Source organism: Streptomyces sp. HUAS MG91 (assembly GCF_040529335.1).
GTDB lineage: Bacteria > Actinomycetota > Actinomycetes > Streptomycetales > Streptomycetaceae > Streptomyces > Streptomyces tabacisoli.
In genome coordinates this window covers 7,108,802-7,134,582 of record NZ_CP159534.1, presented here as the reverse complement: position 1 = coordinate 7,134,582, position 25,781 = coordinate 7,108,802, and the positions used below count along the sequence as shown (strand labels likewise).

Here is a 25,781-nt window from a genome sequence, read left to right as displayed (position 1 = left end):
TGCGGGCGGGGCTAGGGGCGGCTCATGCCTCAGCCCAGGCCCGCCAGCTCAAGGAGCAGGGACTTCACGGCGGTCGCGGGGACGCGGCCGGGGAACGCATGGGGGGTGGAGCTGATGAGGACTGGTCCGTCGTCACTGTCGGTGTCCGCGGGGAGGCGGCCGTGGCTGCCGCGAATAGGTGACGGGTCGAGCGGGACGACCGCCATCCGGTAGCGCAGGCCGAGTTTCTTGCGCGCGAGTGCGGTGGCGGCCTTGACCTTGACGTAGGGGTCGTGGGGGTCCATGAACAGTTCGACCGGGTCGTAGCCGGGTTTGCGGTGGATCTCGACGAGCTGCGCGAAGTCGGGCGCGCGGGCGTCGTCGAGCCAGTAGTAGTACGTGAACCAGGCGTCGGGTTCGGCGACGGCGACGAGTTCGCCGGAGCGCGGGTGGTCGAGGTGGTGGGCCTTCTTGCCCTCGTCGTCGAGGAGTTGGTCGATGCCGGGCAGACCGTCGAGGGCCGCGCGGGTGGCGTCGAGGTCTTCGGGGCGGCGCACGTAGATGTGGGCGATCTGGTGGTCGGCGACGGCGAAGGCGCGTGAGGCCATCGGGTCGAGGTACTCCATGCCGTCCTGTGTGTGGACCTCGAGCAGGCCGGCCCGGCGCAGGACGCGGTTGATGTCGACGGCTCGTTCGACGCGGGTGATGCCGTACTCGGACAGGGCGACGACGGTGCGGCCCTCGGTCTCGGCGTCGGCGAGCAGGGGGGCCAGGGCGGTGTCGAGTGCGGTGGCGGCCTGGTGGGAGCGGGGGTCGTCGGGGCCGAAGCGCTGGAGGTCGTAGTCGAGGTGCGGGAGGTAGCACAGGGTCAGGTCGGGGTGGCGGGTGGCCATGACGTGCCGGGTGGCGTCGATGATCCACTGGCTGGAGACGAGGTCGGCGCCCGGGCCCCAGAAGTGGAAGAGGGGGAAGGTGCCGAATTTCTCGGTGAGTTCGTCGTGCAGGGCCGGGGGCCGGGTGTAGCAGTCGGGTTCCTTGCGGCCGTCGGCGTAGTAGACGGGACGGGGGGTGATGGTGATGTCGGTGTCGGCGCCCATGGCGTACCACCAGCAGATGTTGGCGACCGTGTAGCCGGGGTGGGCGCGGCGGGCGGCGTCCCAGAGTTTGTCGCCGGCGACGAGGCCGTTGTGCTGGCGCCAGAGCAGGACGTCGCCGAGTTCACGGAAGTACCAGCCGTTGCCGACGATGCCGTGCTCGGAGGGCATGGTGCCGGTCAGGAACGTGGACTGGGCGGCGCAGGTCACCGCGGGCAGCACGGTGCCGAGGGACGCCCGGGTGCCGGACTGGCCGAGGGCCTTGATGTGCGGCATGTGCTCGAGCAGGCGCGGGGTGAGGCCGACGACGTCCAGGACGAGGAGGGGCGTCGGCCGGGCGGGCGTGTCCATCATGGCAGTTCCTTCAGGCCGAGGTCCGTCAGCAGGTCGCGGGCGAGGGTGAGTTCGGCGGCTATGCCGTCGGCGAGCTGCGGGCGGGCGCGGGGCCGCAGCTCGGGCGGGAGCGCCTGCCAGGTGTAGGTCTCGACCTCCAGGTGGCGGGTGAGCGGGTGCGGGCCGCCGACGAGGCGGGTCAGCGTGTCCTTGAGGACGTCGAGTGTGGAAGTGAGCGGGGCGGCGGGAGCCGCGTGCAGGGGGACGTGGAAGTGGGCGCGCCAGGGGGTGGCGTCCGGCAGCGCGGCGCCGTTCAGGGCGGGGCCGAGGTCGTCGGTGCCGCGCAGTCCCTGATCGGTGAGGGTGCGGGTCTGGTGCAGGAAGCGGGGCTCGTCGAAGGCGGCGAGTGCTTCGCGCACCGCGGGAGTACGGGGGTGTTCGGCGTGCAGGGCTGCGGAGAGCTGGGTTTTGACGACGGGGACGTGAGCGGCGGCGAGGCCGTCCAGTGCGGTCTCCGGGTCTTCGAAGGAGGTGGCGAGGTGGCATGTGTCGAGGCACAGGCCGATGCGGTCGAGCCGGTCGACGGCGGTGAGCGGGACGATGGCGTCGGCGGTGGTCTCGACGACGCAGCCCGGTTCGGGTTCGAGGCCGATCCGGATCGATCGGCCGGTGAGTTCTTCGAGGGCGTCGAGGCGTTCGGCGAGGGTGACGAGTGCGGTGCGGGCGGTGTCGGCGCGCGGGGTGTCGTAGGCCGTGCGCCAGGCCAGCGGCAGGGTGGAGATGGTGCCCTCGGTGATGTCGGCGGGCAGCAGTTGGGCGAGCAGGCGGGCCAGGTCGCTGGTGTGGGCGAGGCGTTCCGGGTCGGCCCAGTCGGGCCGGTACACGCGGTACTTGACCTCTTCGGCGCCGAACCCCTCGTAGGGGAAGCCGTTGAGGGTGACGACCTCGAGGCCGCGTCGTTCGAGTTCGGTGCGCAGTCCGCGCAGTGCGGCCGGGTCGGTGGTCAGGGAGCGGGCGGCGTCCTTGGCGAGCCACAGGCCGATGCCGAGCCGGTCGCGGCCGAGGCGGCGGCGGACGGGTTCGCAGTGGTCGCGGAGCTGGGCGAGGACGCCGTCGAGGGTCTCGGCGGGATGCACGTTCGTGCAGTAGGCGAGGTGGACGGTGGAGCCGTCGGGGTGGCGGAAGCGCATGGGTCACGCTCCGCCGCGGAGGATGGAGTTGCCCTCGTGCGTGGGCGAGGGTGGTGCGGTGGGTTCGAGTTGGAGCCGGCCGCTGAGCGCGTAGAAGGCGACCGGGTTGCGCCACAGGACGAGGTCGACGTCGTCGTCGTCGAAGCCGGCCTTCAGCATCGTCTCGCCGACCCGCCGGGTCTTGAGCGGGTCGCTCTTTCCCCAGTCGGCGGCGGAATTGACCAGGACCTTCTCGGTGCCGTAGGTACGCAGGATCTCGACCATGCGGTCCTCGTCCATCTTGGTGTCGGGATAGACGGAGAAGCCCAGCCAGCTCCCGGCGTCCTTGGCGTCCTTGACCGTGGTCTCGTTGAGGTGGTCGATCAGGACCCGGTCGACGGGCAGCGCGGACTCCCGGACGACGTCGAGGGTGCGGTGCAGGCCGGTGAGTTTGTCGCGGTGCGGGGTGTGCACCAGGGCGGGCAGGCCGTGGTCGGCGGCGAGTTGGAGCTGGGTGGCGAGGGCGGTGTCCTCGGCGGGGGTCATCGAGTCGTAGCCGATCTCGCCGACGGCGACGACGCCGTCCTTGACGAGGTAGCGCGGCAGGGCGTCGAGGACCGGGGTGCAGCGCGGGTCGTTGGCCTCTTTGGGGTTGAGGGCGATCGTGCAGTGGTGGGCGATGCCGTACTGCGCGGCCCGGAAGGGCTCCCAGCCGAGGAGCGCGTCGAAGTAGTCGAAGAAGGACGCGGGCGAGGTGCGGGGCTGGCCGAGCCAGAAGGCGGGTTCGACGAGGGCGCGCACGCCCGCCTCGTACATCGCCTCGTAGTCGTCGGTGGTGCGCGACGTCATGTGGATGTGGGGGTCGAAGATGCGCATCAGGACTCCTTCGCCGTGGGGGCTGCCGGGGAGGTCAGGGCGAGGACCCGGGTCAGGTCGGTGGGGACGGGACGGCCCGCCGCGGTGCGCTCCTGCGCGAAGTCCCCGAGCATGCGGGCGAGTTCGGCGTCGCCGTGGGCCCGATCCCCCAGTGCGGCGACGGTGTCGGTGGGCACCCCGGTGAACAGGCACTTGAGGACGGCGTGCCGCCACGGGTGGGCGGGCAGGTGCTCGGCGGCGTACGGGCCGACGGCGGCGGCGACCAGGCGGGTGTCGTTGGTACGCAGGGCGTCCTCGACGAGGGGCAGGCCCTCGGGGCCCGGGACGAGATGGGGCAGGGCGTGCAGGACGGCGCGGCGTTCGTCGGCGGTGCCCTGCGCGTACAGGCGGGTGAGGGTGGCGGTGTCGGCGCGGACGGCGTGCAGCAGCAGGACGCGGGCGGAGTCGGCGTGGTCCTGGCCGGTGCGCCGGCCGGCCTCGGCGAACCGTGTTTCCCAGAGCGAGGGCTGTGGGTCGTCGCCGGTCGGGCCGGTGGCCGCCGCTTCGGCGAGGGCCTGGTCGAGCCAGGCGCGGGCGGCGCCGGGCAGGGCGGTGTCGAGGTGGGCCCGGAGGGCGGCGATGGTGGTCGGTCCGCTCATGCGCTGCTGCCTCCTTGTGCCGCGGCCGCCCGGAGGAACGAGAGGGATGCGGCGGCGAGGTCCGGGCCCGCGTGGGAGTGGCGGGGCAGTTCGACGACCGTCAGGCCCTGGTAGCCGGTGGCCGCGAGGGCGTCGAGGAGGGGCGGGAAGTCGATCTCCCCCTCCCCGAAGGGCAGGTGTTCGTGGACGCCGCGGCGCATGTCCTCGATCTGGACGTGGCGCAGCCAGGGGGCCGCCGCACGCACGCAGTCGGCGGGCGGTTCGGGCTCCAGGCACTGGCAGTGGCCGAGGTCGAGGGTGAGGCCGAGCGCGTTGGGGCTGCCGAGGGCGCGGCGCAGGTGGTGGAAGTCGGCGAGCGTGGCCAGGAGATGGCCGGGCTCGGGCTCGATGGCGAGGGGGATCCCGGCGTCGTCGGCGGCGTTCAGGACGGGGTCGAGGGCGTCGGCGAGGCGCTTCCAAGCGGTGTCCCGGTCGGTGTTGTCCGGGGTGATGCCGCTGAAGCAGTGAACGGCGTGCGCGCCCAGGTCGGCGGCGACCTGGACCGCGCGGACGAGCAGGCGGGCCCGGGCCGCGCGGGCGTCCGGGTCGGGGTCGAGGAGGGAGGGGCCGTGTTTGCGGCGTGGATCGAGGACGTAGCGGGCGCCGGTCTCGACGGTGGCCGTGAGGTGGTGGCGGTGCAGGGTGCGGGCGACCCGGCGGGTGCGGGCCGCGAGGTCGGGGGCCAGGGGGTCGAGATGCATGTGGTCGAGGGTGAGGCCGACGCCGTCGTAGCCGAGGTCGGCCAGGAGGGCGAGGGCGTCGTCGAGGCGGAGGTCGGTGAGGCCGTTGGTGCCGTATCCCCAGCGCGGGGTGGCGAGCTGCGCGGTGCGGGTCATGTGACGCTCACCTTCTTCGCGAAGCGCCGGGCGAGCGGGGCGAGGGCGGCGGTGAGAAGGGCCGGCACCGGGGCTGCCGCGCGGGCCGTCAGGGCTGCCTGGAGCGGGATCATCGCGCGGATGCCGGCGCCCACGGCGCGCTGGGTCAGGGGTGGCGAGGGATTGAGCGCGGCGTGGAGCAGGGGGCGGGCGGCGGTCAGGGCGTACGCGGTGGGGCCCGGTAGGCCGAGGGGGGCTGCGGCGCCTCGGCCTACCGGGGTTCTGAGGAGGGCTCCGGCCAGGGTGGCGGTGGTGGCCAGGGCCGCTGCCGGTGCGAGGGCGTTGCCGCCCGTGGTCTCGTGGCGGGACACCGCGGTGACGGCCGTGGTGTGCGCGGTCATGGTGAGAGCGGCGCCGGTGGCCGAGCCCAGCGGTTTGGCTCCGCCGTCCTGGGCGGCGCCCGCTCCCAGCAGGACGTCGAGGCCGCGGGCCGCGCCCATGGCGACCGGACCGGCGGGGGTGCGTTTCAGGCCGAGGTCGTACGCCCAGACGGTGGCCGCCAGCGCTGCCGAGATCGCCGCGGGCACTCGCCCGGCCCGGGAGGCGAGGCCGACTCCGGCCGCGGTGAGGAGTCCGGCCGCCGCGAGGGCGCTGCCGGGGTGGATGCGGCCGGAGGGGATGGGCCGGTGGGGCCGGTCGATGGCGTCCTCGGCGCGGTCGGCCCAGTCGTTGAGGGCCATGCCCGCCTCGTACAGACACAGGGAGGAGCCGATGGCCAGGAAGGTGCCGCAGCCGGGGCGGGCGCCCACCGCGGCCGTGCCCACGAGTGCGTCGCCGGGGACGGTGAACAGGGCGGGGAGCCTGAGGAGTTCGGCCCAGGCCCGCAGGGTCGTCCGGGTCATCGGGCGCCTCGCAGGCGGTCCGCGAAGTCCACCAGGGCGGCGTACTGCTCGCCGAGTGCGGCGCCCGCTCCGGGGTCGGGGTCCTTGAAGTAGAAGCCCAGTTCGGGGCGCGGGCCGGTGAGTCCGGCGGTGTGCGCGCGCAGCAGGAGCCGGGCCAGGTCGAGGACGAGGGGCGCGGCGAGCGCGGAGTCGCAGCCCTGCCAGGTGGTCTGGAGGACCATGCGGGCGCCGAGGAAGCCGTCGAAGGCGATGTGGTCCCAGGCGGTCTTCCAGTCGCCGAGGGCGGGGACGTCGTCGATGTGGACCTCGCCCTGCGGGGCGGCGCCGAGGGTGTCGGTGAGGACGCGTTCCTTGCCCGCGTTCTTGGCGGCGGCCGCGGCCGGGTCGGCGAGGGCGGCTCCGTCGCCGCCGCCCAGGAGGTTGGTGCCGGACCAGGCGCGGACGGCGAGGGCGCGGTGCAGGAACATCGGGCCGAGCACGGAGCGCAGGAGGGTCTGTCCCGTCTTGCCGTCGCGGCCCGCGTAGGGGACGGAGGCTGTCGCGGCGTCGGCCGCGAGGGCGGGGTGGTGCAGGCCGGACGAGGGGGTGAAGTTGACGTAGGGGCAGCCGGCGCGGAGGGCGGCGGCCGCGTAGAGGGAGCTGGGCGGCAGGGTGTCGCCGGTGGGGACGGGTTCGGTGGAGGCGACGTTCACGACGACGGCGCCGGCGAGGTCCTGGTCCCGGACGAAGGCAACGATGTCGGCGGCGAACGCGTCGATCAGCTCGTCCTGCGAGCGGGGGTCGTCGTGGCCGGTCAGCGGGCCGCCGGGCTTGATCTGCCGGTCGGCTTCGGCGAGTTCGGCGTGGACGGCGGCGGGCAGGCCGTGGGGCAGGACGCCGCCTTCGGCGAGGTGCTCGGCGCGTTTGGGCAGTGGGCAGTCGACGGTGTCGTGGCCGCCGAAGACGAGGGAGGACAGCGGCGGCAGGCCGCAGGAGAGGAAGGGGGTGGTCTCGGTGACCATGCCGGTCGGCGGGTGGAGTCCGGCAGCGACGGCGGCGCTGCCGGCGATCGCGGTCGTGGCGACGGAGCCGCGTGCTCCGATCAGCCAGACACCGAAGCGGGGGGCGGGGTTGGGGAGGGACGGTTCGGCGGACATGGGCAGCCTCCTTGTCGTACGCGAACCGGGGGTGGCGCGAGGGCCGGTGGTGGTGCACCGGGCGGGAGCCGGCGGGGCCGGAGTGTGCCGGGTTCCACACCCGGCGGGGTGCCGGGCGGGACGGCGGGCGGAGGTCCGGCGTCCTCCGCCCGCCGCCGTTCGGGGTGCCCTACTGGGGCAGTTCCTTGAGCTGGATGTTGCGGTAGGAGACCTGGTCGTCGGCGCCGTGGTTCTGGATGCCGATGTAGCCGTCGGTCAGGCTCCGCTCGGGGTCCTTGTTGGTGAAGTCGTTGATCTTGACTCCGTTGAGGAACACCTGGAGGCGTTCGCCCTGGACCTTGATCTCGTAGGAGTTCCACTGGCCGGGCGGGCGCAGGACCGCGTCACGGGCCTTGATGTTCGCCGCCTTGAAGGTGTAGATCGACCCGGTGGTGCGGTCGGGGGCGTCGGTGGCGTCGATCTGGATCTCGTAGCCCTTGTTCACCGCCGACCAGGGGTCGTCGGAGGCGGGGAAGCCCACGAAGACGCCGGAGTTGTCGTCGCCCCGCATCTTCCAGTCCAGCTTGAGGGAGTACGACTTCAGCTCCTTGGCCTGGTACCAGAGCAGGCCCATGCCGCCCTCGGACTCCAGGGTGCCGTCCTTGACGTTGAACTTGCCGGGGCCGGCCTGCTTCCAGCCGTCCAGGGACTGGCCGTTGAAGATCGGCCGGTAGTCCTTGTTGGGCTTGCAGTCCGCCTTGGCCTGTCCGGTGGCGTACTTCAGACCGCCGAGCAGGTGGGTGCGGAAGGCGTCGTCGGCGTAGGACTCCTTGGTGTGGCCGAGGCCGGTGTAGAAGGAGCGGCCGCCGCCGTAGCTCTGGCACCAGGCGATCGGGTGGTCGCCCTTCATGTTGCCGCCCGTGTACGTGGTCTCGTCCAGGGTGGCCAGGACGTGGACCTTGTCGCGCGGGTTGGTGCGGTAGTTGTACAGCTCGTCGGTGCGCTCCCAGGCGTCGTCCAGGTGGGCGGTGGCCGGGTTGGTCTTGTCCTCGACGCGCACGGTGGCCTTCTGGATGGCCGGGTGGGAGTCGAAGTAGGCGCCGACGAGGCCGCCGTAGTACGACCAGTCGTACTCGGTGTCGGCGGCTGCGTGGATGCCCATGTAGCCGCCGCCCTTGGCGATGTACTCCTCGAACGCCTTCTGCTGGTCGTCGTTGAGGACGTCACCCGTGGTGGACATGAAGACCACCGCGTCGTAGCGGGCGAGGTTGTTGGTGGTGAACTGGGCGGCGGACTCGGTGGCGTCGACGGTGATGTCGCTGCTCTTGCCGAGTTCCTTCAGGGCGGCGATGCCCTCGGGGATGGCGTCGTGGCGGAAGCCGGCCGTCTTGGAGAAGACGAGGACCCGCTTGGCGCCCTTCACAGCGGCGTCGCTGGTGATCTCGAAGTCGTCGACGTCGTAGAGCGCGCCGTCACCGCCCTTGAAGACGAGGTACAGGTCGGTGGTCTTCTTCGGGACGTTCTTCAGCGGGACGTCGACGTTCTGGAAGGTGTCCCAGCTGCCGGTGACGGGGACCGTCGTGGAGCCCAGCAGGGTGCCGGTCGGCGAGCCGGTGCGCACCTCCAGGAAACCGCCCGATCCGGCGGACGAGACCCGGGCGGTGAGCTTGTTGGCCCCGGTGAGGTTGTAGGGGGTGAAGGAGATCCAGTCGCCGTCGTTGATGTCGCCGACGGTCTTGCCGCCGTTGGCCGAGGTCTTGCTCTGCTGTGTGGTGCCCTGCTGCTTGGTGTAGTGCTCGGCCTGGCGGTGGCGCGGCTGGAGCTGGACCTGGTCGTGCGTGGTCAGCGCGGCCTGGCCGCCTCCGCCGCCGTCGGTGTACTCGGCGTCGAGCACGCCGTAGATGTTGGCGTTCGGGTCGTGCTCGGAGTCGGCGGGCACGGTGATGGTGCCTTCGCAGCCCTTGACCGAGGTCAGCTCGTGGGCGTGGTTGTCATGGCCCAGGAGGTAGCGCACGGTGACCTTGGAGCAGTCGATCGTGCCGTCCTCGGGGTCGCTGACGGCGACCTTGAAGGGAATCTTGTCGCCGAACTTGAACAGCGAACCGTTCGCCGGGTTCTGGAACTTCACCGTCGGGGCCGTGTTGCCGACCGTGATGTGGACGCTGGCGTTTCCGGTGCGTCCGGTGCCGTCGTCACCGGTGACGGTCGCGACGTAGGTGCCGTCCTTGCGGTACGTGTGGCTCGGGTTGGCGCCGGTGCCCTTGGAGCCGTCGCCGAAGTCCCAGCTGTAGGTGATGGGGTCGTCGTCGGCGTCGGTGCCGGTCGCGGTGAACGTGGTGCGCAGCGGCGACTGCCCGGACGTCTTGGAGGCCTTGGCCTCGACGATCGGCGAGTGGCCGCCGGTGGCGTTCTCGATGCGGTACAGCGCCGAGTGCTCGTCGCCGCCGAACCAGGAGAGGCCGTAGTCGAGGACGTACAGGGCGCCGTCGGGGCCGAAGGCGCTGTCCATGACCTGGGTGCCGGTCCACGGGAAGTCGTTGATCTTCGAGACCTTGCCGTCGCCGTCCTGCTCGATCCGCTTGATCCACTGGCGTCCGAACTCGCCGGCGAAGAAGTCGCCGTCGTACTCCTCGGGGAACTTCACCGGGGAGTCGAGGTCGGCGTCGTAGCGGTAGACGGGTCCGGCCATGGGCGACTCGGAGCCGGAGCCGAACTCGGGGACGCTGCCGCCGTCGTACGGGATCCAGGCGGCCTGGGCCGGGGGCAGGTCGGTAATGCCGGTGTTGTTCGGCGAGGTGTTCTTCGGCGCGGCGCAGTCGAAGGTGGCGCCGGAGGCCTTGGTGGCGAAGTCGTAGTCGACGTAGGCGTCGTTGTCACCGGTGCAGTACGGCCAGCCGAAGTTGCCCGCCTTGGTGATCTTGGCGAACTCGACCTGGCCCGCGGGACCGCGCTTGGGGTCGGCGGCGCCGGCGTCGGGGCCGTAGTCGCCGACGTAGACGGTGCCGGTGGGCTTGTCGACGCTGATGCGGAACGGGTTGCGGAAGCCCATCGCGTAGATCTCGGGGCGGGTCTTCTCGGTGCCCGGCGCGAAGAGGTTGCCCTCGGGGATGTCGTAGGTGCCGTCCGCCTTCACCTTGATGCGGAGGACCTTGCCGCGCAGGTCGTTGGTGTTGCCGGAGCTGCGCTGCGCGTCGAAGGCGGGGTTGCGGTCGGCGCGCTCGTCGATCGGGGTGTAGCCGTCGGAGGCGAAGGGGTTGGTGTCGTCGCCGGTCGACAGGTACAGGTTGCCGTCGGCGTCGAAGTCGATGTCGCCGCCGACGTGGCAGCAGGTGCCGCGGGAGGTCTTGACCTCGATGACGTTCTTCTCGCTGGCCTTGTCGAGGGTGCCGTCCTCCTTGAGGACGAAGCGGGCCAGCCGGTTCACGCCGTCGAACTTGGCGAAGTCGGCGGCCGTGCCCGTCTCGGGGGCGTCTCCGCTCGGGGTGTCCAGCGGCGGGGCGTAGTAGAGGTAGATGAACCGGTTGTCCTTGAAGCCCGGGTCGACGCCGACGCCCTGGAGGCCCTCCTCGTCGTGGTTGTACACGTCGAGCTTGCCGGCGACGGAGGTGCTGCCGCCCTCGTCGGTCAGGCGCAGGGTGCCGTCGCGGGAGGTGTGCAGGACACTGCGGTCCGGGAGCACGGCGAGCGACATGGGCTCGCCGGTCTCGTCGGCGCCCTTGGCGAGGGTGACCTGCTGGAAGTCCGATGCGGCGGCGGGCTCGTCGGGGTGGTCCGGGTGGGCGCTGGCCGTGCCGGGCGCGGCGAGCGCCAGGGACGAGCCGATCAGTACCGAACCGGTGAGCAGGGCGAGGCTGGTGCGGAGCCTGGAGTGCCGTGCGGGCCCGTTTCGGGTTCTGCTGCGGGTTCTGTTTCTGCTGCTGTGCACGAAGGTCCCTCCGGGAACGGGGTGGGCCGTATGGGATGGGTGCGTAGACGTGCGGTGCGGGCGCCGGGGTGCGCCGTCACCCCGGAAGGTTCATCTAGGCCATGTACACGGCAGGAAGTTAGCCGCGTTTGTCTTGTGCCGATAGACCTTGTGCGCGGGTTCGTTTTTCTTTCTCCTGCGCGTGGACAAAGGAGGTTTTGGGCAGGGTTCAGCGACTGCACGACCGTTGTGGCTGGTCGCGCAGTTCCCCGCGCCCCTTACGGGGCGCTAGTTGCTGAACGCCGAATCGAAGGACGAGGTGGGCGGGTCGAAGTCGAAGGACTTCAGACGCGTCAGCGCCTCCGGAGCGCCCTGGAGGCGGTCCATGCCCGCGTCCTCCCACTCCACGGAGACCGGGCCCGCGTAGTCGATCGAGCGGAGCATGCGGAAGACGTCCTCCCAGGGCACGTCGCCGTGTCCGGCGGAGACGAAGTCCCAGCCGCGGCGGGGGTCGCCCCACGGCAGGTGGGAGCCGAGGCGGCCGTTGCGGCCGTCGAGCCGCCGGCGGGCCTCCTTGCAGTCGACGTGGTAGATGCGGTCGCGGAAGTCCCACAGGAAGCCGACCGGGTCGAGGTCCTGCCACACGAAGTGCGAGGGGTCGAAGTTGAGGCCGAAGGCAGGGCGGTGGTCGACGGCCTCCAGCGCCTTGTGCGTGGTCCAGTAGTCGTACGCGATCTCGCTGGGGTGGACCTCGTGGGCGAAGCGGACCCCTTCGGTGTCGAAGACGTCCAGGATCGGGTTCCAGCGCGTCGCGAAGTCCTCGTAGCCGCGCTCGATCATCGCCTCGGGCGCGGGCGGGAACATGGCGACCAGGTGCCAGATCGACGAGCCCGTGAAGCCGATGACCGTGTCGACGCCGAAGGCCGCCGCCGCGCGGGCGGTGTCCTTGATCTCGGCGGCGGCGCGCTGCCGGACACCCTCGGCGTCGCCGTCGCCCCAGATGCGGGCGGGCAGGATCGCCTCGTGGCGTTCGTCGATGATGGCGTCGCAGACGGCCTGGCCGACGAGGTGGTTGGAGATCGCCCAGCACTTGAGCCCGTACTTGTCGAGCAGCGCGTGACGGCTGTCGAGATAGCCGGGATCACTCAGCGCCTTGTCGACCTCGAAGTGGTCGCCCCAGCAGGCGAGTTCGAGGCCGTCGTAGCCGAAGTCGCGGGCCAGGCGGCAGACCTCCTCCAAGGGCAGGTCCGCCCACTGGCCGGTGAAGAGAGTGAACTGACGTGGCACGGGTGGGCCTCCTCAGACCGGTACGGGGGTGTAGACCGAGTTCTTCGCCGCGCTCTCCTCGACGGCCGCCAGCACGCGCTGCACCTGGAGTCCGTCGGCGAACGACGGGGCGGGCGCGGTGCCTTCGGCGATCGCCCGCACCAGGTCGTGGGCCTGGTGCGCGAAGGTGTGCTCGTAGCCGAGGCCGTGGCCCGGCGGCCACCACGCCTCCAGGTAGGGGTGGTCGGGTTCGGTGACGAGGATGCGGCGGAAGCCCGCGCTGACACCGGGCTCGGTGTGGTCGTGGAAGAAGAGTTCGTTCAGGCGCTCCAGGTCGAAGGCGAGCGAGCCGCGCTCGCCGTTGAGCTCGACCTTGAGGGCGTTCTTGCGGCCGGTCGCGAAGCGGGTCGCCTCGAAGGAGGCGAGGGCGCCGGAGGCGAAGCGGCCGGTGAAGAGTGCCGCGTCGTCGACGGTGACCTGGCCGAGGCCCGACTCCCCTCCCCCGGGGCCGCCGGCCGCCGACAGGCCGGAGGAGGCCCCGGCGAGCAGCGGGCGTTCGCGGACGAACGTCTCGGTGAGCGCCGACACCCCGGCCACCGGCTCGCCCGCGAGGAACTGCGCGAGGTCCACGGCGTGCGCGCCGAGGTCGCCGAGGGCGCCCGAGCCCGCGTACGGCTTCTGAAGTCGCCAGGTCAGCGGGAAGGAGGGGTCGACGAGCCAGTCCTGGAGATAGCTGACGCGCACGTGTCGCAGGGTGCCGAGGCGCCCCTCGGCGATCATGCGGCGGGCCAGGGCGATGGCCGGGACCCGCCGGTAGTTGAAGCCGGTCATCGCCACCTGGCCGCGCCGCTCGGCGCGTTCGGCGGCCTCCGTCATCGCCTGCGCCTCCTCGACGGAGTTGGCGAGCGGCTTCTCGCACAGCACGTGCTTGCCCGCTTCCAGCGCGGCGATGGCGATCTCGGCGTGGCTGTCGCCGGGTGTGCACACATCGACGAGGTCGACGTCGTCGCGGGCGATCAGCGCCCGCCAGTCCGTCTCCGCCGCGGCCCAGCCGAGCCGGTCGGCCGCGGCGCGCACGGCCTGTCCGTCGCGGCCGCAGACCGCGGCGAGGCGCGGGGTGAGCGGCAGGTCGAAGACCCGGCCCACGGTGCGCCACCCCTGGGAGTGGGCGGCGCCCATGAACGCGTAGCCGACCATGCCGACGCCGAGGACGGGCTTCGGTTCGCCGGGCGTCGCCGGCTTCACCTTCGTGTCGTCGTCACCGCCCGGTTCGCGGGCCGTCGTGCCGGTGCTGCTTCCTGCCATGCCGAAGTCCTCCTCGTCCACGCCGGGTTCGCCTGATGCGCCGTGCCCGCGGGCCGCATCACTTGAAGCCGGTGGACATGTACTTGTCGACGTTCGTCTCGTCGACGACGGCCGAGTACAGGGTCACGTGGGCCGGGATCTCGAACTCGGCCATACCACCGATCCCCTTGCCCTGGCCGAGGGCGCGGGCGAGGTCGATGGCGGACGCGGCCATCGTGGGCGGGTAGAGGACGGTGGCCTTCAGGACGCCGCGGCCGCTCTTGATCGCCTCGAACGCGGAGAGGGCGCCCGCGCCGCCGACCATCAGGAAGTCGTCGCGGCCGGCCTGCTCGATGGCGCGCAGGGCGCCGACGCCCTGGTCGTCGTCGTGGTTCCAGAGCGCGTCGAAGTTCTTCTGCGCCTGGAGCAGCTGGGACATCTTGGCCTGGCCCGACTCGACCGTGAAGTCGGCGGCCTGACGGGCCACCTTCTTGATGTTCGGGTAGTTCTTCAGGGCGTCGTCGAAGCCCTGGCTGCGCTGTTTGGTGAGTTCGAGGTTGTCGAGGCCGGCGAGCTCGACGACCTTCGCGTTCTTCTTGTCCTTGAGCTTCTCGCCGATGTAGTTGCCGGCCGACAGGCCCATGCCGTAGTTGTCGCCGCCGATCCAGCAGCGATACGCCTGCGGGGTGTCGAAGATCCGGTCGAGGTTCACGACGGGGATGCCCGCGCGCATCGCCTTCAGGCCGACCTGGGTCAGCGCCTTGCCGTCGGCGGGCAGCACGACGAGGACGTCGACCTTCTTGTTGATGAGGGTCTCGACCTGGCCGATCTGGGCGGCCGTGTCGTTCGAGCCCTCCGTCGCCTCCAGCGTCACGTCGGAGTACTTCTTCGCCCGGTCCTTGGCGTTGTCGGTGATCGCGTTGAGCCAGCCGTGGTCGGCCTGCGGGCCCGCGAACCCGATGGTGACCTGCTTGCCCGGCTTGCTGTCCGCGACCGGCTGGTCGGCGGGCTTGCTGCCGCCGTCACTCTTGTCGCTCGGCTCGTTGCTGGTGCAGGCCGTGAGCAGGCCGCCCGCGGTGACCGCGGCGGCCGCGCCGAACAGGAGGCTTCTGCGGCTCGACACGCTTGTCGACTCTGGCATGGCGTCGTCCCTTTCCGAACTCATGAAGTGGTGTTGGCCGTACGTCGCTGGAGCAGCACCGCGGCGACGATGATCGCGCCCTTGGCGATCTGCTGGGTCGCGGTCTCGAGGTTGTTCAGCGCGAAGATGTTCTGGATCGTGATGAAGATCAGGACGCCGAGGACGGAGCCGACGATGCTGCCGCGGCCGCCGGTGAGCAGGGTGCCGCCGATGATGGCTGCGGCGATGGCGTCGAGTTCGTACAGGTTTCCGTTGGTGTTCTGGCCCGATCCGGCGAGGACGAGCAGCAGGAACGCGGCGATGCCGCAGCACAGGCCGGACAGCAGGTACAGGTAGAGCCGCTGGCGGCGGACGTCGATGCCGGCGAGCCGGGCCGCCTCGGGGTTGCCGCCGACCGCGACGGAGCGGCGGCCGAACGTGGTGCGGTTCAGGACGAGCCAGCCGATGACGGTGACCGCGGCGAAGACGAGGACCAGCGGCGGGATGCCGAGGATGTAGGAGTCGCGTTCGCCCAGCTTCAGCACGGAGTCCACCGTGATCATCTGGGTCTTGCCGTCGGTGATCTGGAGGGCGAGGCCGCGGCCCGATGCCAGCATCGCCAGGGTGGCGATGAAGGGGACGATGTTGCCGTACGCGATGAGGACGCCGTTGACCAGGCCGCAGCCGACGCCGACGAGGATCGCCGTGAACAGGATGCCGACGAAGCCGTACTCCTGGGTCGCGACGGTGGAGGCCCAGACGCTGGCGAGCGCCACGATCGCGCCGACGGAGAGGTCGATGCCGCCGGAGATGATCACGAATGTCATGCCGACGGTGACGACGCCGATGACGGAGGCCTGGGTCAGGATCAGCTGGACGTTGTCGCCGTCCAGGAAGCTGTCGGGCTGGGTGATGCCGCCGATGACGATCAGGGCGGCGAGGACGCCGAGCAGGGACAGGGTGCGGATGTCCATGTGGAGGGCGCCGAGGGTTTTGGGGCGGGATTTGGTGACGGCGGCGCGGTTCGGCTCCGCCGGGCGGGTGGGTGTGGCGGGCTGCGTCATCGCGCCGGGTCCCTTCTTGTGGGGTGCGGCTCGGGGGTGGGGTGTCGGGTGCCGAGTGCGGGGTGTTTGTGGCTGGTCGCGGCGTTCCCCGTGCCCCTTGCGGGGGCGTTCCGTCGGGTGTCGGGTGCCGGTTGTTTGTGGTTGCTCGCGCCGTTCCCCGCGCCCCCTACGGGAGCGTTCCCTCGGCTGTCGGGTGCCGGTTGTATGTGGTTGCTCGCGCCGTTCCCCGCGCCCCCTACGGGAGCGTTCCCTCGGCTGTCGGGTGCCGGTTGTATGTGGTTGCTCGCGCCGTTCCCCGCGCCCCCTACGGGAGCGTTCCCTCGGCTGTCGGGTGCCGGTTGTATGTGGTTGCTCGCGCCGTTCCCCGCGCCCCTTACGGGGCACTCCTGTCGGCTGTTCGGAAGGTTCACGTTGGGGTGCCTTCCATGACCAGGTCCAGGACGCGGTGTTCGGTCAGGTCGCGGGCCGGGGCCTCGTGGACGACCGTTCCTTCCCGCAGGACCAGGACGCGGTCGGCCAGGCCCAGGACCTCGGGGACCTCGCTGGAGACCAGCAGGACGCCCAGGCCCTCGTCGGCCAGGCGGCGGATCACGGCGTAGAGCTCGGCGCGGGCGCCGACGTCGACACCGCGGGTGGGCTCATCGAGGAGGAGGACCTTGCAGCCGCGCAGCAGCCAGCGCGCCAGGACCGCCTTCTGCTGGTTGCCGCCGGACAGGGTACGGACGGGGACCGAGGGGTTGTCGGGGCGGATGTGGAGTTCGCGGGTGGCCTCCAGCGCCGCCTTCCGTTCCCCGCGCCGGTCGAGCCAGCCGCCGCGCGCGAAGCGGGACATGGAGGAGACGGAGACGTTGCGGGTCACCGACTCCAGCATCAGCAGAGCCTGCGCCTTGCGTTCCTCCGGGGCGAGCCCGAGCCCCGCGCGGACCGCCGCGCGAACGCTCCCGGTACGCAACTCCCCTCCGTCCAAGGTGATCTGACCGGACGTCGGTTTCCGGGCGCCGTAGATCGTCTCCAGGATCTCGGAGCGGCCGGAGCCGACCAGACCGGCCAGGCCGACGATCTCGCCGGGACGGACGTCCAGGTCGAGCGGGGCGAACTCGCCGGCGCGGGAGAGGTTCCGTGCCCTCAGGACCGGCTCGGCGGTGGCGGCCGCGGCCGGCCGGTCCGGGAAGACGTACTCCACGTTGCGGCCGGTCATCAGGGCGACCACGTCGCGGGTCGGGGTGTCCTTCGCCGGGAGGCCGTCGGCCACCGAGCGGCCGTCCTTGAGGACCGTGACCCGGTCGCCGATGCGGCGGATCTCCTCCAGGCGGTGCGAGATGTAGACGACGGCGACGCCCTCCGCGGTGAGTCCCGCGACGATGCGGAAGAGGTTGTCGACCTCGTCGGGGTCGAGCGCGGCCGACGGCTCGTCCATGACGATCAGACGGACGTCGTGGGAGAGGGCGCGGGCCATGGAGACGATCTGCTGTCCGGCCGCCGGGAGGTCGCCCACCAGGGTGCCCGGGTCGATCTCACCGTGCCCAAGTCGCTTGAGCAGTGCGGCTGTTGACGCCTTGGCGTCCCGGCGCCGTACGACGAACCCGCCCGCCGTCGGCTCGTGGCCGAGGTGAACGTTCTCGGCCACCGACAGGTGCTGCACCAGGTCCAGCTCCTGGTAGATGGTGGCGATGCCCAGCCGCATCGCGGCGATCGGCGAGCGCAGGGTGACCGTTTCCCCGCGCCAGGTGATGGTCCCCTCGTCGGGCTGGTGGGCGCCGGCGAGGACCTTGATGAGGGTGGACTTGCCCGCGCCGTTCTGGCCGAGCAGGCAGTGGACCTCCCCCGCGCGGACCTCCAGGTCCACGCCGTCGAGGGCGCGGACACCGGGGAACGACTTGGTGATGCCGGACATGGTGAGCAGCGGCGATTCTGATGCCGGTGGTGCCTGAGGTGCCGATGGTGCCGTGGGTGCCATGGCGGTTCCCTTATGAACGGGTGCGGGCCGGGTTCAGGGCAGAGCAGGGCGGAACAGGGTGTGACAAAGCGAGGTGCGGCGGGGCATGGTGCGGCCGAGCGACGTGCGTCAGGGCAGGGCGGAGCAGAGCGCTGTGCTGAGATGCCGGTCCCGCGAGGGTGTCTACGCGGGTGAGAACAGGTGGTCGCTGATCAGGCGGGCGCCGCCGATGACTCCGGCGGTGGGCCCCAACTCCCCGAGGACGATGGGGAGGTTGCCGGTGGCCAGGGGCAGTGACTGGCGGTAGACCTGGGTGCGCAGCGCGGCGAGGAGGGTGTGACCGAGTCCGGTGACACCGCCGCCGATGACGACCAGGCCGGGGTTGAAGAAGCTGACGAGTGAGGCGATGACCTGGCCGGTGCGGTTGCCGCCCTCGCGGATCAGGTCGAGGGAGGTGCCGTCACCGGTGGCCGCCGCCACCGCGACGTCGGACGCGCTGAGCCGGCCCGACGCCTCCAGCAGGGTGGCCAGTTCGGGCGAGCGGCCGTCGCGGGCGGCCTCCTCGGCGTCGCGGGCGAGTGCCGCGCCGCTGAAGTAGGCCTCCAGGCAGCCCTTGTTGCCGCAGGCGCACTGGCGGCCGTCCGGTTCGACCTGGATGTGCCCGATGTCGCCCGCGGAACCGGTCGTGCCGCGGTAGACCTCGCCGCCGACGACGATGCCGCAGCCGATGCCGGTACCGATCTTGACGCAGAGGAAGTCGCGGGCGGTGCGGGCGACGCCCGCGTGCTGCTCGCCCATCGCCATCAGGTTCACGTCGTTGTCGACCATCACCGGGCAGCCCAGGTCCTGGCTGAGCGCCTCGCGGACCGGGAAGCCGTCCCAGCCGGGCATGATCGGCGGGGCGACCGGGACTCCCTCGGGGAAGCGGACGGGGCCGGGCACGCCGATGCCCGCTCCGTCGAACCCCTCGGCGAGTCCCGAGGCCTTCAACTTGGCCGCCATGGCGAGTACTTGCTCGAAGACCGCGACCGGGCCCTCACGCACGTCCATGGGCTGGTTGATGTGTCCGAGAACCTCCAACTCGGCGTTGGTGACCGCGACATCGACCGAGGTCGCGCCGATGTCGACGCCGAGGAAGCGGAGTTCGGGCGCGAGCCGGATGTTGTGCGAGCGGCGGCCGCCGCGCGATGCGGCCAGGCCGTCGGCCACCACGAGTCCGGTCTCCAGGAGCCGGTCCACCTCGACGGCCAGCTTCGACCGCGAGAGGTCGATCTGATCGCCCAGCTGGGCACGGGAGTTGGGCCCTCCGTCGCGCAGCAGCCGCAGAAGTCGTGCCTGGTGCGCGTTCGCGGGCCGAGCCGTCATGCGTCTCACGTGCCCCTCCCCGCCTCTTCGGGCTCCGTCCGACCGTCGCTCATGTCCGCCGGTGTCGTACCCGGCAGCTCCGTCCGGCTTTCGATGGGGAACGTAGCAGTGGCTGCCGGGGGTGGGAAGAAGTTGCGCAGTAATTGCCCATGACTTTCTCCCGTCACAGGACAAAGCTTGGTCGAGAACACGCCAGACCGGCCCAGCGGATGCCTATCGGGGGGCGGCGATGGCTCGCTGGGTGCCGGTCGTGGTGCGGTGGCGGTTGTGGGGTGGCTGAGCGCACAGTTCCCCGCGCCCCTTGCCGGGCGCGGGGTGCCGACCGGAGGTCAGTCGCGGTCGCGGTGGTGGTAGGTCTCCCGGGTGTGCTCCGTGTGGGTGCGCATGACCGCCGTCGCCCGGGACTCGTCGCGGGCCGAGATCGCCGCGATGAGTTCGCGGTGCTCGATCCAGGACTGCTTGCCGCGCTGGCGGGCCACCGGCTGGTAGTACCAGCGGACCCGGCGGTCGACCTGCCCGGCGAGTTCGGCGAGGACGACGTTGCCCGCCAGCTCCATCACCTTCGCGTGGAACTCGGCGTTCGTCGCGACGACCACGTCCACGTCCCCGTCGGCCACGGCCTGCTCACCCTTGGCGCACAGGTCCTCCAGGGCGGTGATGCCGGTCTTGCCCGCGTTGGCCGCCGCCAGCCGGGCGGCCTCGGCCTCCAACAGCGTACGGACCGCGAGGAGTTGATCGGCCTCCTCCTCCGTGGGTTCGTGCACGAAGGCGCCCTGGGCCGGGCGCAGGTCCACCCAGCCCTCGGTGTTCAGCCGTTGCAGCGCCTCGCGCACCGGCTGCCGGGAGACGCCCAGATGTCCGGCGAGCTCACTCTCGACCAGATGCTGACCGGGCTGCAGGGCGCGCGTGGTGATGAGCTCCAGCAGCGCCTCGTAGACCCGCTCGCGCAGCGGTCCGGGGCGCTCGAGCTTGGGCACGGCCCCCTGCGGCAGTCCTGTGGACAACATCGCGGTCCCCCTCCTGGGCTTCAGACCTTCCGGCGAGCCGATTCCGACGGATTGTCTTTGGAATACAGTTTACCGAGCACAATCGCTACAGCTAGGGGCAGTTGGCCTCGTCACATCCGGATGCCCCGGGTACCCCTGAATCCCGTCCGTCACGGGCAGCGCACGACCTGGCCGGCGTAGGAGAGGTTTCCGCCGAAGCCGAAGAGCAGCGCGGGCGCCCCGCTCTCCAGCTCGCCGCGCTCGACCAGCTTGGACAGGGCCATCGGGATGCTGGCGGCGGAGGTGTTGCCGGAGTCGACGACGTCCCGGGCGATCACCGCGTTCACGGCGCCGATCTTCTCGGCGAGGGGTTCGATGATGCGCAGGTTGGCCTGGTGCAGGACGACGGCGGCGAGGTCGGCCGGGGCGAGTCCGGCCCGCTCGCAGGCCTCGCGGGCCAGCGGCGGCAGGGAGCGGGTGGCCCAGCGGTAGACGGACTGGCCCTCCTGGGCGAAGCGCGCGGGTTCGCCCTCGATCCGTACGGCGTTGCCCATCTCCGGGACCGAGCCCCACAGGACCGGGCCGATGCCGGGCTCCGTCCCGTCCGCGCACGGCTCGATCACGACGGCGCCCGCGCCGTCGCCGGTCAGCACGCACGTGGTGCGGTCGGTCCAGTCGGTGACGGCGGACATCTTGTCGGCGCCGATCACCAGGGCGCGGCGGGCGGCCCCGGCGCGCAGCGTGTGGTCGGCGGTGGCGAGGGCGTGGGTGAAGCCCGCGCACACGACGTTCAGGTCGAGGGCGGCCGGGGACGGGACGCCGAGGCGGTGGGCGACACGGGCCGCCGTGTTGGGCGAACGGTCGACCGCGGTGGACGTCGCGACGACGACCAGGTCCACGGCGTCGGCGGTCAGGCCCGCCGCGGCCAGCGCCTTGGCGGCGGCGTGCGCGGCGAGCTCGTCGACCGGTTCGTCGGGGCCCGCGATGTGCCGGGTGCGAATGCCGACGCGCGAGCGGATCCACTCGTCGTTGGTGTCGACCATGCCCGCCAGGTCCTCGTTGGTCAGGATCCTGGCCGGCTGGTAGTGGCCGATGCCGACGATGCGCGAACCGTTCATGGAGGGTCCCCTCATGTGCCTTGCCCGCGGGCCCTGTGTCCCCGTCCGAGCTGCGGACATTCCAGTCTGGTCAGCGACCGGCGAGTAACCGGTGACGTATGCGACAGGAATGCGGGGAAAGGCTTGGAGAGTTCCGACCGATCAGCCCGTAAACAGCTGTGTCGCCTTTTGCACCAGTTCGTACAGTCCGTAGACGAGGGGTGCGCCGACCCACAGCCAGGCGAAGGTGATGAGACCCCGGCGCCTAGGAGGATTGCTGCTGGTCGCGGGCGGTGGCGGCGGCGTCATCGGCGGACTCCCTCGGGGCGGGTACGTGGTGGTGGCGGGCGTGGACCGGGCGGACGAGTTCGTTGGCGACGAAGCCGACGACGAGCAGGCCGATCATGATGGTGAGCGACAGACCGTAGAGGGACGCGCCGTGCTTGCCCGCGCTCTCCTGGCTGTCGGCGATCCGGTTGACGATGAGCGGGCCGAGTACGCCGGCCGTGGACCAGGCCGTGAGCAGCCGGCCGTGGATGGCGCCCACCTGGTAGGTGCCGAAGAGGTCCTTCAGGTAGGCGGGGACGGTCGCGAAGCCGCCGCCGTAGAAGGAGAGGATCACGAGGGCGCAGAGCACGAAGAGGGGCTTCGATGTGTCGCCCCACAGGGCGATGAGGAGATACATCACGGCGCCCGCGCCGAGGTACAGGCGGTACACGTTCTTGCGGCCGATGAGGTCCGAGGTGGAGGACCACCCGATGCGGCCCGCCATGTTGGCGGCGGAGAGCAGGGCGACGAAGCCCGCGGCGGCGGAGGCCGTCACGGGGGTGCTGGAGTCCTGGAAGAAGTCGGTGATCATCGGGGCGGCTTTTTCGAGGATGCCGATACCGGCGGTGACGTTCATGCAGAGGACGACCCAGAGGCACCAGAACTGAGGGGTGCGGATCGCCTGGTTCGCCGACACCTGCGGGCCCGTGGGGACCGGCCGGGCCGCGGCACCGTCCCGCGCCCCCGAAGGTGCGCCTCCCGGCACCCTGATCAGCAGCACGCCCAGCGACATGAAGACCGCGTACACCACCCCGTGCACCAGGAACGCCAGCTCCAGACCGCCGTTGCCCGAGCCGAACGACTCCAGCATCTGGGCGCTCCACGGGGACGCGATCAGCGCGCCGCCGCCGAAGCCCATGATCGCGATGCCGGTGGCCATGCCCGGCCGGTCGGGGAACCACTTGATCAGCGTGGAGACCGGCGAGATGTACCCGATGCCGAGGCCGATGCCGCCCACGAAGCCGTAGCCGAGGACGATCAGCCAGAACTGTTCGAGTCCCGCACCCAGCGCGGAGATCAGGAAGCCGGACGAGAAGCAGATCAGGGCGACGCTCATCGCCCAGCGCGGCCCGTTGCGCTCGACGAGCGTGCCGCCGAACGCGGCGGACAGTCCGAGCATCACGATGGCCAGCTGGAACGGCAGCGCGCTCTGCGTGCCGCTCACGTGCAGGGCGTCCTCGACGGCGGGTTTGAAGACGCTCCAGGCGTAGGCCTGGCCGATGGACAGATGGACCGCGAGCGCGGCCGGGGGAACGAGCCAGCGGCTCCAGCCGGGGGGTGCAACAGGGGGCCTCATGATCGAGAACCGTAGGCAGGGTCAAGGGAGTTGGAAAGAGGGCGTACCGAATCGGTCGACCGTATGCAATGAACCCTCACACAGGGAAACCTCACACACGTGCGCGGACCCTTGTCGACTCAACTTCCATACTGTAGACAATATTCGATCGATGCGATTCCCGTGATTCGGCTCCTCCGGACCGCCACCGCCCGTGCGAGCGGGGCGGATCCGGCACCCTCGACCGAACGGAGCGCTCCAGTGAAAGTCGCAGTCCTCGGCGCCGGAGCGATCGGCGCCTATGTCGGAGCCGCCCTGCACCGCGCGGGCGCCGACGTCCATCTCGTCGCCCGCGGCCCGCACTTGGCGGCCATGCGGCGCGACGGCGTACGGGTCGCCAGCCCGCGCGGTGATTTCACCGCCCGGGTCCACGCCACCGACGACCCGGCCGACATCGGCCCGGTCGACCATGTCTTCCTGGGCCTGAAGGCCACCTCGTACGCGGCGTGCGGGCCGCTCATCGAGCCCCTTCTGCACGCCCGTACGTCCGTGATCGCGGCGCAGAACGGCATCCCGTGGTGGTACTTCCACGGGCACGGCGGTCCGCACGACGGGCACCGGCTCGACAGCGTCGATCCGCGGGGCGCGGTCAGTGCGGTGCTCGCGCCCGAGCGGGCGATCGGCTGCGTCGTGTACGCCGCGACCGAGCTGGCGGCGCCCGGCGTCGTCCGGCACCTCGAAGGCACCCGGTTCTCCATCGGCGAGCCGGACCGGAGCGTGTCGGCGCGGTGTGTGGAGTTCAGCGACGCGATGAAGGCCGGCGGCCTGAAGTGTCCCGTCGAGCCCGACCTGCGCGCCGACATCTGGATCAAGCTGCTCGGCAACATCTCGTTCAACCCGATCAGTGCCCTGGCACGCGCCACGATGCGGCAGATGTGCCTGCACGGGGGCACCCGCCGGGTCATCGGGATCATGATGACCGAGACGCTGGAGGTCGCCGCGGCCCTCGGCTGCCGGCCGGACATCTCCGTGGAGCGCCGGCTCGCCGGTGCCGAGCGGGTCGGTGATCACCGCACCTCCACCCTCCAGGACCTGGAGCGCGGAAAGCCGCTGGAACTGGACGTGCTGCTGGCCGCGGTGGTGGAGCTGGCCGGCATCACCGGCGTCGAGGTGCCGACCCTGCGCACCGTGCACGCCCTCTCCGATCTGCTCGCCCACGGCATGAGGAGGGACGCCGCATGAAGCGGAGTCGTCGTGACCGTACCCCGAAGAGCTACACCCGGCTGACCCGCCCGCTGCTGCGCGAGGTGCCCGGCGACCGTCGCTCGCCGTTCCGGGAGGCGACGTGGGACGAGGCCCTCGACGCGGCGGCGGCCGGGTTCCGGCGGGCGCGCGCCGCGCACGGGCCGGACTCCTTCGCGATGCTGTCCTGCGCCCGCGCCACGAACGAGATGAACTTCGTGGCCCAGAAGTTCACCCGGGTCGTCATGGGCACCAACAACGTCGACTCCTGCAACCGGACCTGCCACGCGCCGAGCGTGGCCGGCCTCTCCGCCGTCTTCGGCTCGGGCGGCGGCACCTCCTCGTACGAGGAGGTCGAGCACACGGATCTGATCGTGATGTGGGGCTCCAACGCCCGTTTCGCGCACCCGATCTTCTTCCAGCACGTGCTGAAGGGGATCCGCAACGGCGCCCGCATGTACGCGGTCGACCCGCGCCGCACCTCGACCGCCGAGTGGGCGGAGAGCTGGCTCGGGCTCAACGTCGGCACGGACATCCCGCTGGCGCACGCCGTCGCCCGCGAGATCATCGCCGAAGGCCTGTACAACAGGGCGTTCGTGGAGCGGGCGACGACCGGCTTCGAGGAGTTCAAGGCGCTCGTCGAGCCGTGGACGCCGACACTCGCCGAGAAGGTCACCGGCGTCCCGGCGGCCGCGATCCGCGATCTCGCGCGCGCCTACGCCACCGCCGAACGCGCCCAGTTGTGCTGGACGTTGGGGATCACCGAGCACCACAACGGGACCGACAACGTCCGCGCGCTCATCAACCTGGCCCTGCTCACCGGACACGTCGGCCGGTACGGCGCCGGGGTGCAGCCGCTGCGCGGGCAGAACAACGTGCAGGGCGGCGGCGACATGGGCGCCATCCCCAACCGGCTGCCCGGCTTCCAGGACATCCTCGACGACGGGCACCGGCTGAAGTTCGAACGGGCCTGGGACACCGTCATCCAGCCGCGCTACGGACTGACCCTCACCGACATGTTCGAGGCGATGGAGCACGGCTCCCTGCACGCCGTGTACTGCATCGGGGAGAACCCGGCCCAGTCGGAGGCCGACAGCGAGCAGGCGGCGCGCCGGCTCGCCGCGCTCGACCACCTCGTGGTGCAGGACATCTTCCTGACGAGGACCGCGGAGATGGCCGATGTCGTGCTGCCCGCCACCGCCTCGTGGGCGGAGACCGAGGGCACCACCACCAACAGCGAGCGGCGGGTGCAGCGCGTGCGGGCCGCGCTGCGGGCGCCGGGCGAGGCGCGCGAGGACATCGACATCCTCTGCGACGTGGCCGGGCGGCTCGGCCACGACTGGAAGTACCCGGACGCGGAGACGGTCTGGAACGAGCTGCGCGCCCTGTCCCCCGACCACTTCGGGATGACCTACGACCGGCTCGACGCGCACCAGGGCCTGCAGTGGCCGTGCCCCGACGTCGACGAACTCCCGTCGTCCTACCTGCACGGGCGGCTGTGGGAGACCGACCCCGGACGAAGGGGCCGCCGCGCGCCGTTCGGGCTCGTCGAGCACGATCCGCCGGTCGACCTGACCGACGACGCGTACCCGATCCGGCTGACCACCGGGCGCCGCCTCGACTCGTACAACACCGGTGTGCAGAGCGGGAGTTTCGCCTCTCCGCTGCGCCGCGGCGAGTACGTCGAGCTGTGCCCGGAGGACGCCGAGCGGTACGGGGTCGTGGTCGGCGAGGAGGTCCGGGTGTCGTCCCGGCGCGGGGTGGTCACCGCGCCGGTCTGGGTCGATCCGGGGCTGCGTCCCGGGCTCGCCTTCATGACCATGCACTTCCCCGACGAGGTGGACACCAACGCGCTGACGATCGAGGCGAATTGCCCGATCGCCGGGACGGCGGAGTTCAAGGCGTCGGCGATCCGGATCGAGAAGCTGACCGCACGGGAAGCGAGGGGCTGACG

At 71.4% G+C, this 25,781-nt stretch carries 19 protein-coding genes; 2 read left to right on the top strand and 17 right to left on the bottom strand.

What is annotated here, in order from left to right; all coding sequences use genetic code 11:
• Nucleotides 1-29: 29 nt before the first annotated feature.
• The 17 genes from ABII15_RS32295 to ABII15_RS32215 all read right to left on the bottom strand — a co-directional run bounded on the left by ABII15_RS32295 (nt 30) and on the right by ABII15_RS32215 (nt 22,606).
• Nucleotides 30-1,424 carry a nucleotide pyrophosphatase/phosphodiesterase family protein gene (locus ABII15_RS32295; protein ID WP_353947270.1) on the bottom strand — a complete coding sequence of 465 codons (1,395 nt, stop codon included), beginning with the start codon at nt 1,422-1,424 and terminating at the stop codon, nt 30-32.
• A complete protein-coding gene (eboE, locus tag ABII15_RS32290; RefSeq protein WP_353945811.1) occupies nt 1,424-2,596 on the bottom strand; it encodes a metabolite traffic protein EboE in 1,173 nt (390 codons plus the stop codon). The genes ABII15_RS32295 and eboE overlap by 1 nt, the downstream gene beginning before the upstream one ends.
• Before the next feature lie 3 nt (nt 2,597-2,599).
• Entirely contained in the window at nt 2,600-3,451 is an 852-nt protein-coding gene (locus ABII15_RS32285; protein ID WP_353945810.1) for a TatD family hydrolase, read from the bottom strand.
• The gene (locus ABII15_RS32280) at nt 3,451-4,089 is read right to left on the bottom strand and encodes an EboA domain-containing protein (RefSeq protein ID WP_353945809.1); all 639 of its coding nucleotides are present in this window, start codon (nt 4,087-4,089) and stop codon (nt 3,451-3,453) included. Before ABII15_RS32280 ends, ABII15_RS32285 begins: the two co-directional genes overlap by 1 nt.
• Nucleotides 4,086-4,964: a sugar phosphate isomerase/epimerase family protein gene (locus tag ABII15_RS32275; protein ID WP_353945808.1), complete on the bottom strand. Its 879-nt coding sequence runs from the start codon at nt 4,962-4,964 to the stop codon at nt 4,086-4,088. Before ABII15_RS32275 ends, ABII15_RS32280 begins: the two co-directional genes overlap by 4 nt.
• A complete protein-coding gene (locus tag ABII15_RS32270; RefSeq protein WP_353945807.1) occupies nt 4,961-5,845 on the bottom strand; it encodes an SCO3242 family prenyltransferase in 885 nt (294 codons plus the stop codon). Before ABII15_RS32270 ends, ABII15_RS32275 begins: the two co-directional genes overlap by 4 nt.
• Complete coding sequence (locus ABII15_RS32265) at nt 5,842-6,981, bottom strand: inositol-3-phosphate synthase (protein WP_353945806.1); 1,140 nt, start codon at nt 6,979-6,981, stop codon at nt 5,842-5,844. The genes ABII15_RS32270 and ABII15_RS32265 overlap by 4 nt, the downstream gene beginning before the upstream one ends.
• A gap of 169 nt (nt 6,982-7,150) precedes the next feature.
• A complete protein-coding gene (locus ABII15_RS32260) occupies nt 7,151-10,804 on the bottom strand; it encodes a ThuA domain-containing protein (RefSeq protein WP_353947269.1) in 3,654 nt (1,217 codons plus the stop codon).
• A 348-nt stretch (nt 10,805-11,152) separates the two neighbouring features.
• Nucleotides 11,153-12,151: a sugar phosphate isomerase/epimerase family protein gene (locus ABII15_RS32255; RefSeq protein WP_353945805.1), complete on the bottom strand. Its 999-nt coding sequence runs from the start codon at nt 12,149-12,151 to the stop codon at nt 11,153-11,155.
• Nucleotides 12,152-12,163: 12 nt separating this feature from the next.
• Nucleotides 12,164-13,327: a Gfo/Idh/MocA family oxidoreductase gene (locus ABII15_RS32250; protein ID WP_353947268.1), complete on the bottom strand. Its 1,164-nt coding sequence runs from the start codon at nt 13,325-13,327 to the stop codon at nt 12,164-12,166.
• 166 nt (nt 13,328-13,493) lie between these two features.
• The gene (locus ABII15_RS32245; RefSeq protein ID WP_353945804.1) at nt 13,494-14,555 is read right to left on the bottom strand and encodes a substrate-binding domain-containing protein; all 1,062 of its coding nucleotides are present in this window, start codon (nt 14,553-14,555) and stop codon (nt 13,494-13,496) included.
• A gap of 20 nt (nt 14,556-14,575) precedes the next feature.
• Entirely contained in the window at nt 14,576-15,598 is a 1,023-nt protein-coding gene (locus ABII15_RS32240; protein ID WP_353945803.1) for an ABC transporter permease, read from the bottom strand.
• Between the two features lie 406 nt (nt 15,599-16,004).
• Nucleotides 16,005-17,492, bottom strand: coding sequence for a sugar ABC transporter ATP-binding protein (locus tag ABII15_RS32235; RefSeq protein WP_353945802.1), 1,488 nt, complete (start codon nt 17,490-17,492; stop codon nt 16,005-16,007).
• Nucleotides 17,493-17,717: 225 nt separating this feature from the next.
• Nucleotides 17,718-18,899, bottom strand: coding sequence for an ROK family transcriptional regulator (locus ABII15_RS32230; protein ID WP_353947267.1), 1,182 nt, complete (start codon nt 18,897-18,899; stop codon nt 17,718-17,720).
• A 329-nt stretch (nt 18,900-19,228) separates the two neighbouring features.
• Nucleotides 19,229-19,906, bottom strand: a complete 678-nt coding sequence (locus ABII15_RS32225) for a GntR family transcriptional regulator (RefSeq protein ID WP_353945801.1) — start codon at nt 19,904-19,906, stop codon at nt 19,229-19,231.
• Nucleotides 19,907-20,055: 149 nt separating this feature from the next.
• Nucleotides 20,056-21,003, bottom strand: coding sequence for a beta-ketoacyl-ACP synthase III (locus tag ABII15_RS32220; RefSeq protein WP_353945800.1), 948 nt, complete (start codon nt 21,001-21,003; stop codon nt 20,056-20,058).
• 244 nt (nt 21,004-21,247) lie between these two features.
• Nucleotides 21,248-22,606: an OFA family MFS transporter gene (locus ABII15_RS32215; protein ID WP_353945799.1), complete on the bottom strand. Its 1,359-nt coding sequence runs from the start codon at nt 22,604-22,606 to the stop codon at nt 21,248-21,250.
• A gap of 240 nt (nt 22,607-22,846) precedes the next feature.
• Here ABII15_RS32215 and ABII15_RS32210 point away from each other — a divergent pair, with 240 nt between their 5' ends.
• Both ABII15_RS32210 and ABII15_RS32205 read left to right on the top strand, forming a co-directional pair.
• Nucleotides 22,847-23,827, top strand: coding sequence for a 2-dehydropantoate 2-reductase (locus ABII15_RS32210; protein WP_353945798.1), 981 nt, complete (start codon nt 22,847-22,849; stop codon nt 23,825-23,827).
• Nucleotides 23,824-25,779, top strand: coding sequence for a molybdopterin-dependent oxidoreductase (locus tag ABII15_RS32205; protein WP_353945797.1), 1,956 nt, complete (start codon nt 23,824-23,826; stop codon nt 25,777-25,779). The genes ABII15_RS32210 and ABII15_RS32205 overlap by 4 nt, the downstream gene beginning before the upstream one ends.
• Nucleotides 25,780-25,781 lie beyond the last annotated feature (2 nt).